This window comes from Primorskyibacter sp. S187A (genome assembly GCF_049800955.1).
Classification (GTDB): domain Bacteria; phylum Pseudomonadota; class Alphaproteobacteria; order Rhodobacterales; family Rhodobacteraceae; genus JAKVBH01.
On record NZ_JBNAGA010000002.1, the window covers coordinates 115,275 to 130,567 of the forward strand.

The following is a 15,293-nucleotide window of genomic DNA, read 5'->3' on the forward strand; positions in this document are numbered from 1 at the left end:
CTCTAGGGAGACACCCATGTTCAAAGGACTAGGCCAACTCGGCGATATGGCCGGGATGATGAAAAAAGCCCAGGAGATGCAAACCAAAATGGCCGAGATGCAAGAGCAGCTCGAGATCATGACGGTTGTGGGCGAAAGCGGCGCGGGCCTTGTGAAAGCCACGGCAACGGCCAAAGGGGAGCTTACGGCGCTCGATATCGATCCGTCGATCTTCAACGGCGATGACAAGGAAGTCGTCGAAGACCTGATCCTCGCGGCCATCAAAGATGCCCAGCAAAAAGCCTCGGACAAATCCGCCGAAGAGATGGGCAAGCTGACCGAAGGTCTGGGCCTGCCCCCCGGCATGAAGATGCCCTTCTGATCGGGCTTCTGCCTTGCCCGTTTCTTCTGGCCAAAAATACGCTTATCCCAAGGCCCGCCCATGAGCTCGACCAAGGACATTGAAGCGCTGATCGAGCTGATGGCGAAAATGCCGGGACTTGGGCCGCGTTCTGCGCGCCGCGCCGTGCTGCACCTCATCCGAAAGCGTGCGCTACAGATGACGCCGCTGGCTGATCTCATGACTCATGTCGCGGCAACCGCGCGGGAATGTCTCAATTGCGGCAATATCGGAACCAGCGATATCTGCGATATCTGCAACAGCGAGAAACGCGCGAACGGGCAGATTTGCGTCGTCGAGGACGTGTCTGATCTTTGGGCCATGGAGCGTACGGGCGCGTTCCGGGGCCGCTATCATGTGCTGGGTGGCACGCTCTCTGCCCTCGATGGGATCGGCCCGGAAGATCTCGCCATTCCACGCCTCAAAGACAGGATCTCCGCCGAGGACGTCACCGAGGTCATTCTGGCCCTCAACGCCACAATCGACGGCCAGACTACAGCGCATTACATCGCCGATGTACTGGGGCCGTCCGTATCGCTCACGTCGCTGGCGCAAGGCGTGCCGATTGGCGGCGAGCTGGATTACCTCGATGACGGGACAATCTCCGCCGCCTTGTCTGCGCGCAAAAGCCTCTAAAGCAAAACGCCGCCCCCCGGGGAGCGGCGCCTCGTTTCAGGATACGTATGTGATCACGGCTGTTCGGTGTCTTCATCATCCGTGTCAGGAAGATTGAAGAAGCTATCCGCATCCACGTAATCGCGCTCGTCTTCCTTCTCGTCGTCGGCACTGTCGCCAAGGGTGAAGGTCTCAAGCCCCTCGATGGCCGATGGAATGCGCGGCTCGGCAGGTGCTTCGAGCGATTGCTCTGTCGACAACAGTTTGCGACGCTCGTCATCGGACATCGCTTCGCCATCCGCAGCTTTCTTGGCCGCCGCTTTCTGGACCGCTGCGTCCAGTTCGGATTGTTTGCAAAGCCCAAGCGCCACGGGATCAATCGGTTGAATGTTTGCAATGTTCCAATGAGTCCGCTCGCGGATCGCCTGGATCGTTGGCTTTGTCGTCCCCACAAGTTTCGAGATCTGCCCGTCAGACAATTCCGGGTGAAACTTTACAAGCCAAAGGATCGATGCCGGACGGTCCTGACGTTTGGAGAGCGGCGTGTAGCGCGGGCCCCGGCGCTTTTCCTCGCCAACGGCAGCAGGGTTGAACTTCAGCTTGAGCTTGTGGAGCGGGTTTTTCTCGCCCGCCGTGATCTCATCCTGCGTGAGCTGATTGTTGGCAATCGGGTCAAACCCTTTGACGCCTGCCGCCACATCCCCGTCAGCAATGCCCTGGACTTCCAGCTCATGCATACCGGTAAAATCGGCAACCTGCTTGAACGTCAGCGTTGTGTTATCCACGAGCCAGACAGCTGTCGCCTTGGCCATAATCGGTTTGCCAGTCATCTCTTTCTCCTATGCGTCAGACAAAGGTCTCTCCTGCTCTGGCTTTCGCCGGAGCGGCCGCGGAATGTCCGGGGCGGGTTACCGTTGTCGGGGAACTTGGCGCGTATATAGTAGCGCAAGACGTTCAAGGAAAGCCCCAATGCGAGTTCTGATCTTTCTGTTGCTGTGCCTGCCTGCCCTTGCCGCCGCACGCGGCGAGAAATCCGGCGTGTTTGATTACTACGTGCTCAGCCTGAGTTGGTCGCCCAGCTGGTGTGCCATCGAAGGAGATGCGCGCGAGGCCGAGCAATGCGAAGACAGGTTCGATTACGGCTGGACGCTGCATGGTCTCTGGCCGCAGTTTCACAAGGGCTGGCCCTCTTATTGCCCCACGTCAGAGCGCGCGCCCTCGCGCGGCATGACAGGCGAGATGGTCGATATCATGGGATCCTCCGGCCTTGCCTGGCATCAATGGCGCAAACATGGGGTCTGCGCTGGTCTGTCTGCCCGGGCCTATTTCGATCTCTCGCGCGAAGCCTATGAGAGCGTGACCCGGCCGCCTGTTTTTCGCCGCCTGAAAGACCCTGTCAAACTGCCCGCCAAGGTTGTCGAGGAGGCCTTTCTGGAGGCCAATCCATCGCTGGAGCCCGATATGATCACGATCACATGCCGGGACGGCCGCATTCAGGAGGCCCGCATCTGTCTGTCGAAATCCCTGACACCAGTGCCCTGCGGATCGGATGTCATCCGCGATTGCCGCGCCCGTGACGCGCTCTTTGACCCGATCCGTTAGGCATCCAAAGCGCGCGTCATCCGAAGTGCCACGGCTTGCTCCGAAAACGCGATGAAATCGTAGCTGTCCTCCGGCAATGTCTCTGTCAGGGCCCGGTATTCGTGGCGCCGCCAGCCGGGATATCCATAGAGCTCGTCAAAGAGCAGGATTGTGCCCGGCACCAATCGCGCCCGGACCGCCTCCAAAACAAACCGGGTGGGCGTGTATGTATCAAGATCAAAATGCAGGAAACTTGCCGCCATGTCCGGGCAGCTGTCCAACCACTGCGGCACGCTGTCTTGCACCCACCCTTTCACAAGCTGCACATTGCTGCGCACATCGGGCAAGACACCATCAAGATTGAAACGCCCCGCCTGCGCGCCCTTGCTCTGACCGGTCCAGTCTTCTTCCAGACCCTCAAAACTGTCAAAGCCCCAGATTGTGACGTCTTCCTTCTTCAACAATTTCCCGAAGAGATTGACCCCATGGCCGCGCCAGACGCCAAACTCGGCATAGAGCCCCGTGCCGCCGAATTGTGACTGGGCCTGCAAACAGGCCCATTTGCGCAAAGAGGCCTTGCGCGGGAACAGCATCGCGCCGGTCATGTGGTCTCGAAACGTCTCGAAACTGTCCTGAACAGCCCAATCGCGCAGAAGCGTCAGGGGCGTGGTGTCCTGCGCGCCGTCACTCATGCAACCCTCAGAACAATCTTGCCGATATGCCCTGAGCTTTCCATGCGCGTATGCGCCGCTGCTGCCTCGGCCAGGTCAAACTCGCTGTCCATGACAGGGCCCACGGTGCCCGCGCTCAGGAGCGGCCAGACGTCACGGCGCAGCTGTCGCGCGATCTCGGCCTTGGCCTCATCCGATTGCGGGCGCAATGTAGATCCGGTGATCGTGAGCCGTCGCATCATCAAAGGCGCAAAGTTGATCTCCGTCTTGGGGCCTTGCAGAAACGCGATCTGAACCAGCCGCCCTTCCATGGCCAAAGACTTCAGGTTGCGCGCGATGTATTCTCCACCGACCATGTCGAGGATGAGGTTGGCGCCCCCTTCGGACTTCATGACCTCGACGAAGTCCTCCTCCCGGTAATTGATCGCCCGCTCTGCGCCAAGCTCCAGACAGGCCGCACATTTCGCGTCAGACCCCGCCGTGGTGAAGACACGCGCGCCCTTGGCATGGGCCAGCTGAATCGCTGTGGTTCCAATCCCGGACGAGCCACCATGGACCAAAAAACGCTCCCCGGCCTGCAAATTTCCGCGCATGAACACATTGGACCAGACCGTGAAGAACGTCTCGGGAAGACAGGCCGCCTCTTTGAGCCCCATGCCCGCCGGGACCGGCAGGCAATGCGCGGCTGGGGTGGCCGCGAATTCGGCATATCCGCCTCCGGGCAAAAGCGCGCAAACCTCATCGCCCACAGACCAATCCGTGACACCGCCGCCTACGGCCACAATCTCGCCCGCCGCTTCCAAACCGGGCAGATCCGATGCAGTGGGTGGCGGCGCATAGAGCCCTGCCCGTTGCAGCGCGTCCGGGCGGTTAACCCCGGCATAGGCAATCTTGATGACAACTTCATCGGCCCTGGGCTCCGGACGCGGACGATCCGTCATTTGCAAGACCTGCGGCCCACCCGGCTCAGTGATTTCAATTGCGCGCATCGAGCTCTCCTTGTTCTTCCCGCACAGTCAACCATGCGATACGAGGGAAGACCAGCAGGAGTGACGCTTGGCGTCCAAAGGCCCGGAAAACAAGGAAGGAGGCGTTGCCCCTATTCGCCGCGCCACATACCGGGCAGATCCGCATCAGGCATGCGCGCCGGTGCCTTGATCCGCGACAGGATCATCTCCGGCCCCGCCATGAGCTTGGACAGGACAGGGTTCTTGCGCACTTGGGCCTTCATGCCCTCGATCTGCATGACATTGTCGATCCGGCGATCCAGAAAGGCCCATGTCGCCTGATGATCAGCAGAATCGTCGCCCAGCCAGAACAGGACCGTCGCAGCATAGACCCCCGAGAGCGTGGCCCGCTTGGTGTACCAATTGTAATCCGAGGACGTATCGCCCAGGCCATCCCAGATCACATCCGCCGTATTCCACACCAGCTTCGCACCGTCGCCGGCGTATTGCGGCAGCGCGAAAAGCGTTGTGCCACGACGCACGACTTCCTTGTCCTCAATGGCTTCCAGACGCCAGCGCACAGCCTGCGCGACGCGGTCTCTGAACTTCATTTCCGTCAGCTCAGCGCCGCGCAATTGTCGCGCCAGCGCCTTGTCCCCGCGCATGTGAAACGCCACAGCCAGATCCACAGCGCCGCGCGGACACACAGCCTTGGCCACGGTCGGGTCAATGCCACTGTCGTCAACAGCCGCCTTGAATGTCGCCTCAGACCAGCCATCAAAAGGGACGTGCGGGAGGGCGGCATCAAGAAGCTTGGCTTTGGGATCAGGCTGGGTCATTGGGGTATCCTCGTTGCTGGTCACTAGACTAGACAAGATAGGGAGGCTTTGCTATACGGCCACCTCCTGCAAATCCTTGCAACTTCAAACTAGAAAGGTGGTGAAAACCACATGCAGGTTAGTGTTCGCGATAACAACGTGGATCAGGCGCTTCGTGCCCTGAAGAAAAAGCTGCAGCGTGAAGGCGTTTTCCGCGAAATGAAGCTTCGGCAGCATTTCGAGAAACCGTCCGAGAAAAAAGCGCGCGAAAAGGCCGAGGCCATTCGCCGGGCTCGCAAGCTGGCACGGAAGAAAGCACAGCGTGAAGGATTGCTCTAAGAGCATTCTGAATGTCTGAAGGAGGAGCCTCGCATCTGCGGGGCTTTTCTGTTTTTAGGGCCCGCGACATGCAACCCTAGCCGCGCAAATGGTAGGTCAACGCCGCGGCAATTGCGATGCCAAGCGCGTCAGGCGCGGCCAGACCTTTCTCATCCAGCAGGATCGCACGGTTCTTCTCATACGTGAGCTCTGTGCCAAAACGCACGCGCATCTCCTCCACAATCCTGGTTTGGCAGTTGAAAAAGAGCGCAGGCGTGCCGCTGGCCTTCGCCACCCCGAGCCTGATCGTGCTGCCCGTCTTTTTGCGCGTGGTGACATAGGCCGGCTCGCCCCATCGCAGCGTCTCTTCCAGAGCGCCGATTCTGGGATCAGACGCGGCCACATCAAAGATGAGCTTGCGTGTGTCCATGAGGACATCTCGGTACGGTGTCTCGATCTGCGCGAAGACATCGGCCACCATTGCTGGCGGCTGCGGTGTTTGTGCCATGATCCGGCCCTTCCCTGTCGGTCAGATCACCTTAGCACCTTTCGAACGCTCCGGGTTATTTCGTCATCCGGCCCGAGCTTAGCGAGGCGGGATCGGCACATCCAATGATGTTGTAGGCGCCCGGCTCCAGCCCCATGCGCGTGCAGACCGTTTCCGAGGCGAGATTGCCCGGTTCGACCCCTGTCATGAAACTGCGGAAGCCGAAGCGCGCCTCCATATCCAGCAATGCATGCGCGCCAAGGATCAGCGACAGGCGCTGGCCGCGATGGGACTTTGCCGTGGCCAGCATCCCCCACCACGCCTGATCGGCCAGAGATGCATGTTTGGCATGGGCGAAGGCAGAGGCCGCCGCGCAAGAGACCACCCGGCCACTTTCCTCCACCGCCGCGACACAGACCGCTTGCTTGATCATGCCCCGCAAGGCTTCTCCGCAGGAGGGCAGCACGCCGCATGTCAGCGCCATCTGCGCAAGTGAGGCCAGTGTCTTGTCCGGCGTTGATGCATCCACCCGGAGCAAAGAGAGATCGCCCGGCAACGGGGTCTTGCCAACGATGGTGCGGGCCATGGCCACGGCATGGGACGTCCCTTCCCATTTTCGGTAAACGAGCGGGGTCAGCCCACGCGTCTCAAGGGCGCATTTGATATGCGTTGTCTCGTTGAGCGACACGGCTGCGTAGTTGGAATTGCCCTGCACCCGCGTGAGCGCCGCCAATTGGTCGATCCCGCCATCTGAGGGGGAGACGAGCCCAACGGTTCGGCCATAGTAGCTGTAGCGCGGATCAAGTGCGAGCAGGTCAGACATCGCTCTGCCACGTCGCAAGACCGCCCGCTGGTCGTCACTGCCGAAAAACTCTTCTCTCACCTCAGCATGCCTCCGCCACTCAACCGCAAATTGCACAGACGACTGTGTAAGATCAAATCCAAATCTGACGGAGCCTTGGCCGGGGCCTTGGCACCAACACCGAGATCGATTTCGGCGCGCAAGCTGGCAACATTCGGGATCAGACGGGCAAGGCCGTGGTCTTGAACACCGTACGCAGCGCGAAGCTCGATTGCATCTGCGTCACACCGGGCAGGCGCGTGAGGTATTGGCGGTGGATCCGGGCGAAATCCTCGGTATCCTCTGCCACGCATTTCAGAATGTAATCGGCCGTTCCCGCCATCAGATGGCATTCCAGCACGTTGGGGATGCGGGCCACGGCCTTCTCGAAGGCCTCCAAAATTTCGTCAGATTGGCCCGACAACGTGATCTCGACAAACACGGTCGTCGGCAGACCCATTTTCCGAGCATCCAGCATCGCGACATAATTCTTGATCAGCCCGTCGCTTTCGAGCCGCTGCACCCGGCGGTGGCAGGCAGACGGCGACAGGTTCACGCGTTCGGACAATTCGGCATTCGACATCCGGCCCTGCTTTTGCAGAACCATAAGTATACGACGATCCGTAGGATCCAGATGTAAGGGAACATTCTTGCTCATTGCAGATAGTCTTTCGAAGATTCTTCGCAAAGATGCCCGATCCACAGGCAATAACTCAAGAAATCTCTTCGCAAAGCGCGCAAAACTCAATGCAGCAAGTGGAGGAGTTGCGCGATGCTTATAGGGTGCCCAAAAGAGATTAAACCCCAGGAATTCCGCGTTGGCCTGACGCCCAATGCCGCCCGCGAGGCAATTGCCCACGGACACGAGGTCATCATTGAGAGTTCTGCGGGCATAGGTGCGGGTTTTGACGATGCCACCTACGCCGATGCGGGCGCCCAGATCGTTGAGAGCGCCGAGGAGGTCTTTGCCCAGGCTGATATGATCGTCAAGGTCAAGGAACCACAGGCGGCCGAACGCAAGATGCTACGGGAAGGCCAGTTGCTCTTTACCTATTTGCACCTCGCCCCGGACCCCGATCAGACCCGCGATCTGCTGGAAAGCGGTTGCACGGCGATTGCCTATGAGACCGTGACGGATGCCGCGGGCGGCCTGCCGCTCCTTGCGCCGATGTCGGAAGTGGCCGGGCGGCTGGCGCCACAAACAGGCGCCTGGACCTTGCAAAAGGCCAATGGGGGGCGCGGCGTTCTGCTGGGTGGCGTGCCCGGCGTGCGCCCTGCAAATGTCGCCATCATCGGCGGCGGCGTGGTCGGCACCGCTGCCGCGCGCGTGGCCGTGGGCATGGGGGCGAATGTTACAGTGCTGGACCGCTCCGTGCCGCGATTGTCGTATCTCGACGATGTCTTCATGGGGCGCTTGACCACGCAATATTCCGACGCAGGCGCCATCGCCGAGCTTCTCCCGGAGATGGACATGGTGGTCGGCGCGGTTCTGATCCCGGGCGCCGCTGCGCCCAAGCTGATCTCAAAAGAACAACTGGGCCAGATGAAATCCGGCGCTGCGCTCGTCGACGTCGCCATCGACCAGGGCGGATGTTTCGAGACGTCCAGGCCCACAACCCATCAAGACCCGATCTATGAGGTCGACGGGATCATGCATTACTGCGTCGCCAATATGCCGGGTGCCGTTGCGCGCACCTCCACAATGGCGCTCAGCAATGCAACGATGCCCTTCATGCTGGCGCTGGCAGACAAAGGTTGGAAGCAGGCATGTGCCGATGATCCGCATCTGCTCAACGGCTTGAACGTGCATGCCGGCAAACTGACCTATTACGCCGTGGGCAAAGCTCTGGGGATTGATGTCGTCTCGCCGCAAATCGTCATCAAGTAGCGCGGCGGCGGCGGTGGGCCTGTAGCAGATGCAGGCCCAACCCGGCCCCATAGGCGAACACAAGCCCAACGAAGATCGCACGCGCGCCGGCCCATGCGACAAGCGACAGCATGAGCGGCGTGCCCAACAGGTTCCCCAGATTGCCCATCTGTGCCATGGCGCCATTGGCTTCCGCTTGATCGGCGGGGTTCGGCGCCAATTGCGGGATGGCGGCAAAACTGCCCGATTGCACAAGGCCAAGACAGCCCATCAGCGCCACTGCGAGAAGCGCGCTGGAGGGAGCAGCAGACAGGACAAGTGCCGTGGCAATTGCCAATGTGAAACCCAAAACGCACAGGCGCACACCGTCGAACCAGCGCAACAGAACGATACCCAAAGTCAGTGACACGCCCAGCCCAGCCAAGGGCATGATTGCGCTGGCCCAATCGCGGCTGTTCTCGGGCAACTGCGCAGGCAACACCGTCAGCAAGGCGACATAAGTCAGCGTATAACACAGCCAGCCGAGAGCCGGTGCGGACAGGAAGGGCGAGCGGTAAGCTGAGGCATGCGCCCGCAGGATTGGCCCTGGTAACAGGCCGCCCTCCCGTCGCGCTGTCTTGGGCAGCGGTTTGAGCATGACGGTGAGAAGCGTGGCCACGATGGCCGTGAACACACCATGGGCCAACAGCAGGGCCCAAATTCCCTCGCGCACCACGAGAGGCATGCCGAGAAAGGCCGTCAAGGCAAACGCAACGCCAAAAAACGTGCTCCAGATTGTCATCACGGCACCGCGCGCCTGATCGGTCGCCAATTGCGCCATGAGGGTTGGCGCGGCGACAACGATAATGAGATGCGAAATGCCTTCGACGAAACGCAGCGCCATCATAGCAGGCCAGGAGGGCAGAGCTGCCTGGGCGATGGATAGCCCCGCCCCGAGCCAAAGCGCGCCCAACAAGAGGGTTCGATACCCCAAACGCGAGACGAGCATACCCGCGAAAAACCCGCAGATCACCCCCATCGCAGAGAGGATGGACACCATGAACCCCAGGTATGGGCCCGCATCCGGATACGCCGCGGCGAATGCGTCAAAGGGGACAGAAAGCTTGGCAAATTGCCCACCTGCGCTCAATCCGGCGCACCAAAGCGCCACAAGGATCAGGACAGGATTTCGCACATCAGGCATGGTCCTATGTCGCAAGACACATACCATTTCGCAAATGAAAACGGCCCGCACAGTAAGCGGGCCGTAAACAAGACAGTGTTTGGTGCAATCGCTTAAGACTGTGCCTTGAGCTGATCGCGGATTTCCATGAGGATATCGAGCTCGGTGGGGCCTGCCTCTTCCTCAACGGCTTCCTCAGCCGGGCCTTCCGCTGCGGCTTTGACCCGGTTGACCATTTTGACCAGCATGAAAACAACCCATGCCACGATCAGGAAATTGATCACGGCCATGATGAAGTTCCCGATGGCAAAGACAGGCGCGCCCGCATCTTGCGCCGCCGCGAGGGACGCATAGGTTTCCCCATCCAGCGAGTAGAACCAGCCGGAGAAATCAATGCCGCCTGTAAAGAGCGCGATGATCGGGTTGATCAAGTCGCCCACAAGGGATGTCACGATCGCTGTGAACGCCGCACCAATAATGATGCCAACGGCCATGTCCATGACATTGCCCTTGGCGATAAAATCTTTAAATTCCTGTATCATAGCTCGCTCTCCCTGCGAATTGGATCCCTGCGCCACGCGTTAACACTTTGTTAACCTTTCAGGCGCGCACAGTCATTGTGCGTATTCGCGAAACAATTGGAAGTGCGAAACAGGGAAAAATTCCTATCTATTCTCCATCGACCTCAAAAAAGAAAAGTGCCTTGGCCATGACCCAACTCGACGCCTTCCCAATCACGCAACGCTGGCCTGCGAAAGACCCCAGTGTTCTGCAACTCTATTCCTTCCCGACGCCGAATGGCGTGAAGGTGTCCATCGCCCTGGAAGAGATGGGGCTGGCCTATGAGGCGCATAAAGTCACGCTGTCGGATGCAGATGTAAAAAGCCCCGAATTCCTCTCGCTCAACCCCAACAACAAGATCCCCGCCATCATCGATCCAGACGGGCCGGGCGGTACGCCAATTGGTCTTTTTGAGAGCGGGGCAATCCTGCTCTATCTCGCGGAGAAAACAGGGCAGTTCGGCGGGACAGACGCGGCCAATACCGCCGAGGTTCGCCAATGGCTGATGTGGCAGATGGGCGGCCTCGGCCCGATGACAGGTCAGCTTGGCTTTTTCCTGAAATTTGCCGGTCGCGAGATCGAAGATCCGCGCCCACGAGAGCGCTACGTGACTGAAGTCAAACGATTGTTTGGTGTGTTGGAGCGGCACATGGACGGGAAAGACTGGGTCGCGGGGGATTACAGCATTGCGGATATGGCCATCGCGCCCTGGGTGCGCATGCTGGATTACTACGGCGCGCGCGAGGTCGTCGGATGGGAGGATCACAAGAACCTTGTGGCCTATCTCGACCGCTTCCTTGCCCGGGATGCCGTGCAGACAGGGCTGGTCACTCCCCCGCGCGACTGATCCGACAAAACGCAAAAGAGGCCGCTGAATATCTCAGCGGCCTCCCGAAAAAAAGCAACGTATCCTGGGGGTTACCCCGGCAGCGTGCCTTCGAGCACGTAGCGCAGGATTTCGACGACCTCTTGTGGGGTACGCGCCACAGCCTGCGCTGCCGCATCCACTTCCTTGAGCGCGTGGTCATGCTCCGGCGGTTGCAGAATGATCAGCGATTTGCCCAATGCCGCCGCATAGCCGGCATCGAAAGCGGCATTCCATTGCTTGTATTTGTCACCAAAGCGGACAACGACGACATCCGCCTCTTCAATGCCCTTGCGCGTGCGGATCGCATTGACCAAAGCGCCTTTGCGATCATGCCAGAACTTATTGTCCTCCGCGCCGAGGATGACCACGCCGCAATCGTCAGACGCGGCATGATCGGTCACCGGGGCATCGAAGCTGACGCCGAGATCTTTGGCGCCCTCCACAATCTGGTCTCGCCAGTCCGTATGGATTTCGCCGGAGAGATAAACGCGCAGCATGGGCATGTCCTTTCAATGACAGGTCTTGTTTTCGCCGTTGGACCGGGGCGCTGCCCCGGACCTCGGAACATTTAGGGCAAGAGGCAAGTGAGGCGAGCGCCTAGCCCCGCAGCGTCCCGCCAGTGGCCTTGGAGACTTTCTCAAGCACCTTGGCCGCAACGGCCTCAATATCCTCATCCGTCAGCGTCTTGTCCGTGGGCTGCAGTCGAACCGTGATGGCAAGGCTCTTTTTGCCCTCGCCAAGACTGCCGCCGATGAACTCGTCAAAGACGCGCACCTCTTCGATGAGCGCCTTGTCGGCACCAGCGGCCGCATTGACCAGATCAAGCGCCGCGACATCTGCATCCACTACGAAGGCGAAATCACGCTCGACGGCCTGCAGATCGTTGAGCTCCAACGCGCCACGTGTCGTTTTGACAGATTTGGGCAAAGGAATTTCCCCCGGCCAGAGCGTGAAGGCCATCGCGGGCCCTTTCACGTCCAGCGCCTCAAGCACGCGCGGATGCAACTCACCAAAGACGCCCAGCACTTTCTTCGGACCCAGACAGATCATGCCGTGCCGCCCCGGGTGCCACCAGCCCGCCGCGCCGCGCCGGATCTGGACCTTGGCAGGCGCGCCCATGGCGGCGAGTACGGCTTCGGCATCAGCTTTGACGTCGTAGAGATCGACAGGGCGGCTGGCTCCGTGGGTGTCCTTGGCGCCAGTCCGACCCACAAGAAGTCCGCTGGCCAGTAGATGCTGTTCTTCGGGCTCGCCACCGTGGAAGGCGTGACCCAGCTCAAACAGCGCCAGATCCATGAAGCCGCGTGCCTGATTGCGAGCCGCCGCTTGCAGGAGGCCCGGCAGGAGCGCGGGGCGCATATGGCTCATCTCGGAGCTGATCGGATTGGCGAGACGTGTCGTGTCATCACCGCCGCCAAAGAGCTTGGCCGCCGCTTCATCGATGAAGCTGTAGGTCACACATTCGTTGTAACCCAGAGCCGCCATCGTGCGCCGCGCCGCGCCCTCGCGCTTTTGCTGCGGCGAGAGAACGGGGCGGGGAATGCCTGCGGACAAACGCGGCAAGGGTTTGGCCTCCAGCTTGGTGAGCGAGGCCACGCGGGCCACCTCTTCCACCAGATCGGCCTGACCCTGCACATCGGGTCGCCATGTCGGGACATGCGCCATGTCGCCATCCATGACGAAGCCAAGTGACGTCAGGATCTGGCGTTGTTCACTCTCGGGAATGTCCATGCCCACGAGCGACGACAACCGGGCGGCATCGAGCTTATAGGCCCGGGCATGATCAGGCACTGCGCCCGCCATGACCATCTCAGAGGCCTCGCCGCCTGCGTGATCCAGAATCATCCGCACTGCGTGATCGAGCCCCACGGGCGTGAAGGCCGGATCAACGCCCCGCTCGAACCGATACCGCGCGTCGGAATTGATCTTGAGCGCGCGGCCTGTGTAGGCAATCTGGATCGGATCCCAGAACGCGCTCTCGACGAATACATCAACCGTCTCCTCGGAGCAGCCTGTCTCCTCGCCGCCCATGATGCCCGCAATGCTTTCGGGCCCGGCGTCATCAGAGATGATCATCTGGCCTTCAAGAAAGGCATAGTCCTTGCCATCCAAAGCCAAAATCTGCTCGCCACCGGCGGCGCGATGCACCCGCAGATTGCCTTTGACCTTCGCCATGTCGAAGACGTGCAGGGGCCGGTTGCGATCGTAGGTGAAGAAATTCGTCACATCGACGAGGAAGTTGATCGGGCGCAGGCCGATGGCGCGCAGCAGGTCCTGCAACCAAGCGGGCGACGGCCCGTTTTTGACGCCACGGATCACCCGGCCTGCAAAAAGCGGGCATCCATCGCGTGTGTCTTCATCAATTGTCACCGAGATGGGGCACGGGAAGGCCGCCTCAATCGGCGCCTCCAGATCGCGGGCGATCAGCGTGCCCAGACCGCGCGCGGCAAGGTCTCGGGCGATGCCCTGCACGCCCAGCGCATCTGGCCGGTTTGGCGTAATGGCAATATCAATCACCGGATCGACCTTGGCGGGGTCATTGGCCGCCAACCAATCGACAAACCGCTCGCCCACCTCGCCGGAGGGCAGCTCGATGATGCCGTCATGCTCTTCCGACAGCTCCATCTCGCGCTCGGAACACATCATGCCATAGCTCTCGATCCCACGGATCTTGCCGACGCCGATGGTCGTGTCGATGCCGGGCACATAGACGCCGGGTTTGGCGATGACGACGGTGATCCCCTCGCGCGCATTGGGCGCACCACAGATGATCTGCGTCTCGCCCTCGTCGGTGGCCACCTGACAAACGCGCAGCTTGTCGGCATCGGGATGCTTCTCAGCCTTCAGCACCTTGCCGATGGTAAAATCCTTGAGACGGTCACCAGGATTTGTGACCTCCTCCACCTCCAGACCGAGGTCTGTGAGGGCGTAGAGGATCTCGTCCAGCGTGGCGGTGGTCTCAAGGTGGTGCTTGAGCCAGGACAGCGTGAATTTCATCGGCGGGCGCTCCGGCAATCGAGGTTTTGCGCGGTTTATCTCACCGGGCCTGCAAGGGAAAGGGCCACATGGGCGCTGCAACACGCGGGCCGCTGCCGCTATTGCGCACGGCTCACATCAAACCAGCAATTGGTCGCGTATATCTGTCCGCTCGCGGCATCGACGACGACGTTGATCCGCGGATTGAGAACGGCATTGGTCTGCACATTCAGAAAACCCGCGCAATTGGCGGATGCCGTGAATGCGTTGAAATACTGAAACTCCAGCTTCATGGAAAACGGCTGCTGGGCCTCCGCAACCTTGACTGTGCCAAATTCGAACTGATCGACGAAATCATTGCGAAAGACGTCATCGCCAATTTCCACGCGAAACTGGCTCGCCTGAAAATTCACCATGTTGGGGTAGAATTGAAACGGCATGAAGCCGCCAAAGCCATTGGGCTGCCACAGGGAAATGGCTGGAACGCCGGAGTGGATAATCAGCGTTTTGCTGGCTTTTTCGGGCGTTTTTTCCTGTTCCCCGGGGGCGCCGCAATAGACATTGATGACATTGGACGAGCCACCAGACACAGTCGCATTGCAATTGCCCTGCACATTGACCTCCGGCTTGGGCGATTGCGCCCAAAGACCCGTGCCGAAGGCCATCAAGGCGAGCGCGGTGAGGCCCGCTCTAGTTGCAAGTAACTGAAACGGATGCGCCATCTGATCCCACCACTGTGCCACCGCAATCGCCTGTGACCGTCACACTGCCACCCGCTTTCTCGGCGCCCACCATCATGCCCTGCTTCATCCATTCCTGCACCAGCGGGCTGTAATGGCTGAACACCGTAAGACGGCAATCCTGCACCGATTGAATTTGCGATGCGAGATCGCCATCGCGCAGCGCATTCACGTGATCGACCTGTTTGTCGACATATTCCGCCGACGCACCCGCACCGATGAGCTTTTTGAGCACGTTGGACAATTTGACCTCTGCATCCGCCCGAATGAAGCTTTCCGAGCGGCTTCCTGTATCCTGCACATCCACGCACACCACATCTGTCAGCTGGGCAATCACAGCAATGGGATCCGGTGTGTTTTGGGCCTGCGCCTGGGTCAGGCTCAACACAAGGCCCAGGGAGGGCACGAGATGACAGGTCCGGGCGCGGATCATTTTGGGGACAGGCATCGCAATCCTCACAA

Annotated in this window: 19 protein-coding genes; 6 read left to right on the forward strand and 13 right to left on the reverse strand. The window is 60.2% G+C overall.

Annotated features, from left to right (window positions below):
• Positions 1–16 precede the first annotated feature (16 nt).
• Both ACP15S_RS11535 and recR read left to right on the forward strand, forming a co-directional pair.
• Positions 17–361, forward strand: a complete 345-nt coding sequence (locus ACP15S_RS11535; RefSeq protein ID WP_425039790.1) for a YbaB/EbfC family nucleoid-associated protein — start codon at positions 17–19, stop codon at positions 359–361.
• Between the two features lie 60 nt (positions 362–421).
• Positions 422–1,015 (forward strand): recombination mediator RecR, encoded by a 594-nt coding sequence (recR, locus tag ACP15S_RS11540; protein ID WP_425039791.1) that lies wholly within the window; start codon positions 422–424, stop codon positions 1,013–1,015.
• 53 nt (positions 1,016–1,068) lie between these two features.
• On the opposite strand, the gene ACP15S_RS11545 is transcribed toward recR, so the two are convergent.
• A complete protein-coding gene (locus ACP15S_RS11545; protein WP_425039792.1) occupies positions 1,069–1,824 on the reverse strand; it encodes a DUF1013 domain-containing protein in 756 nt (251 codons plus the stop codon).
• 139 nt (positions 1,825–1,963) lie between these two features.
• Between ACP15S_RS11545 and ACP15S_RS11550 the strand changes: the two genes are divergently transcribed.
• On the forward strand, positions 1,964–2,596 hold the full coding sequence (locus ACP15S_RS11550) for a ribonuclease T2 family protein (protein WP_425039793.1): 633 nt from the start codon (positions 1,964–1,966) through the stop codon (positions 2,594–2,596).
• On the opposite strand, the gene ACP15S_RS11555 is transcribed toward ACP15S_RS11550, so the two are convergent.
• The 3 genes from ACP15S_RS11555 to ACP15S_RS11565 form a co-directional block, all read right to left on the reverse strand.
• Positions 2,593–3,267, reverse strand: a complete 675-nt coding sequence (locus ACP15S_RS11555; RefSeq protein ID WP_425039794.1) for a class I SAM-dependent methyltransferase — start codon at positions 3,265–3,267, stop codon at positions 2,593–2,595. The genes ACP15S_RS11550 and ACP15S_RS11555 overlap by 4 nt on opposite strands.
• Positions 3,264–4,235, reverse strand: a complete 972-nt coding sequence (locus ACP15S_RS11560) for an NAD(P)H-quinone oxidoreductase (RefSeq protein WP_425039795.1) — start codon at positions 4,233–4,235, stop codon at positions 3,264–3,266. Before ACP15S_RS11560 ends, ACP15S_RS11555 begins: the two co-directional genes overlap by 4 nt.
• A gap of 110 nt (positions 4,236–4,345) precedes the next feature.
• A complete protein-coding gene (locus tag ACP15S_RS11565) occupies positions 4,346–5,032 on the reverse strand; it encodes a COQ9 family protein (RefSeq protein WP_425039796.1) in 687 nt (228 codons plus the stop codon).
• Positions 5,033–5,143: 111 nt separating this feature from the next.
• Between ACP15S_RS11565 and rpsU the strand changes: the two genes are divergently transcribed.
• Positions 5,144–5,350, forward strand: a complete 207-nt coding sequence (gene rpsU, locus ACP15S_RS11570) for a 30S ribosomal protein S21 (protein ID WP_007818122.1) — start codon at positions 5,144–5,146, stop codon at positions 5,348–5,350.
• 76 nt (positions 5,351–5,426) lie between these two features.
• Here rpsU and ACP15S_RS11575 read toward each other — a convergent pair whose 3' ends face one another.
• From ACP15S_RS11575 to ACP15S_RS11585, 3 genes are all read right to left on the reverse strand, one after another.
• Complete coding sequence (locus ACP15S_RS11575) at positions 5,427–5,837, reverse strand: DUF1801 domain-containing protein (protein WP_425039797.1); 411 nt, start codon at positions 5,835–5,837, stop codon at positions 5,427–5,429.
• 55 nt (positions 5,838–5,892) lie between these two features.
• On the reverse strand, positions 5,893–6,639 hold the full coding sequence (locus ACP15S_RS11580; RefSeq protein WP_425039798.1) for an N-acetyltransferase: 747 nt from the start codon (positions 6,637–6,639) through the stop codon (positions 5,893–5,895).
• Between the two features lie 199 nt (positions 6,640–6,838).
• Positions 6,839–7,315: an Lrp/AsnC family transcriptional regulator gene (locus tag ACP15S_RS11585; RefSeq protein WP_425039799.1), complete on the reverse strand. Its 477-nt coding sequence runs from the start codon at positions 7,313–7,315 to the stop codon at positions 6,839–6,841.
• Positions 7,316–7,429: 114 nt separating this feature from the next.
• On the opposite strand from ACP15S_RS11585, the gene ald reads away from it, so the two are divergent.
• Positions 7,430–8,545: an alanine dehydrogenase gene (gene ald, locus ACP15S_RS11590; protein WP_425039800.1), complete on the forward strand. Its 1,116-nt coding sequence runs from the start codon at positions 7,430–7,432 to the stop codon at positions 8,543–8,545.
• Here ald and ACP15S_RS11595 read toward each other — a convergent pair.
• Positions 8,538–9,707, reverse strand: coding sequence for an MFS transporter (locus ACP15S_RS11595; protein WP_425039801.1), 1,170 nt, complete (start codon positions 9,705–9,707; stop codon positions 8,538–8,540). The genes ald and ACP15S_RS11595 overlap by 8 nt on opposite strands.
• Positions 9,708–9,799: 92 nt before the next feature.
• The gene (gene mscL / locus ACP15S_RS11600) at positions 9,800–10,228 is read right to left on the reverse strand and encodes a large conductance mechanosensitive channel protein MscL (protein WP_425039802.1); all 429 of its coding nucleotides are present in this window, start codon (positions 10,226–10,228) and stop codon (positions 9,800–9,802) included.
• A gap of 167 nt (positions 10,229–10,395) precedes the next feature.
• Between mscL and ACP15S_RS11605 the strand changes: the two genes are divergently transcribed.
• On the forward strand, positions 10,396–11,094 hold the full coding sequence (locus ACP15S_RS11605) for a glutathione S-transferase N-terminal domain-containing protein (RefSeq protein WP_425039803.1): 699 nt from the start codon (positions 10,396–10,398) through the stop codon (positions 11,092–11,094).
• Between the two features lie 71 nt (positions 11,095–11,165).
• Here the strand turns inward: ACP15S_RS11605 and ACP15S_RS11610 are convergent, their stop codons facing one another.
• From ACP15S_RS11610 to ACP15S_RS11625, 4 genes are all read right to left on the reverse strand, one after another.
• The gene (locus ACP15S_RS11610) at positions 11,166–11,612 is read right to left on the reverse strand and encodes a YtoQ family protein (protein WP_425039804.1); all 447 of its coding nucleotides are present in this window, start codon (positions 11,610–11,612) and stop codon (positions 11,166–11,168) included.
• 100 nt (positions 11,613–11,712) lie between these two features.
• Positions 11,713–14,112, reverse strand: a complete 2,400-nt coding sequence (gene pheT / locus ACP15S_RS11615) for a phenylalanine--tRNA ligase subunit beta (RefSeq protein ID WP_425039805.1) — start codon at positions 14,110–14,112, stop codon at positions 11,713–11,715.
• A 98-nt stretch (positions 14,113–14,210) separates the two neighbouring features.
• On the reverse strand, positions 14,211–14,834 hold the full coding sequence (locus ACP15S_RS11620) for a hypothetical protein (protein ID WP_425039806.1): 624 nt from the start codon (positions 14,832–14,834) through the stop codon (positions 14,211–14,213).
• On the reverse strand, positions 14,782–15,279 hold the full coding sequence (locus tag ACP15S_RS11625; protein WP_425039807.1) for a hypothetical protein: 498 nt from the start codon (positions 15,277–15,279) through the stop codon (positions 14,782–14,784). Before ACP15S_RS11625 ends, ACP15S_RS11620 begins: the two co-directional genes overlap by 53 nt.
• Between the last annotated feature and the right edge of the window lie 14 nt (positions 15,280–15,293).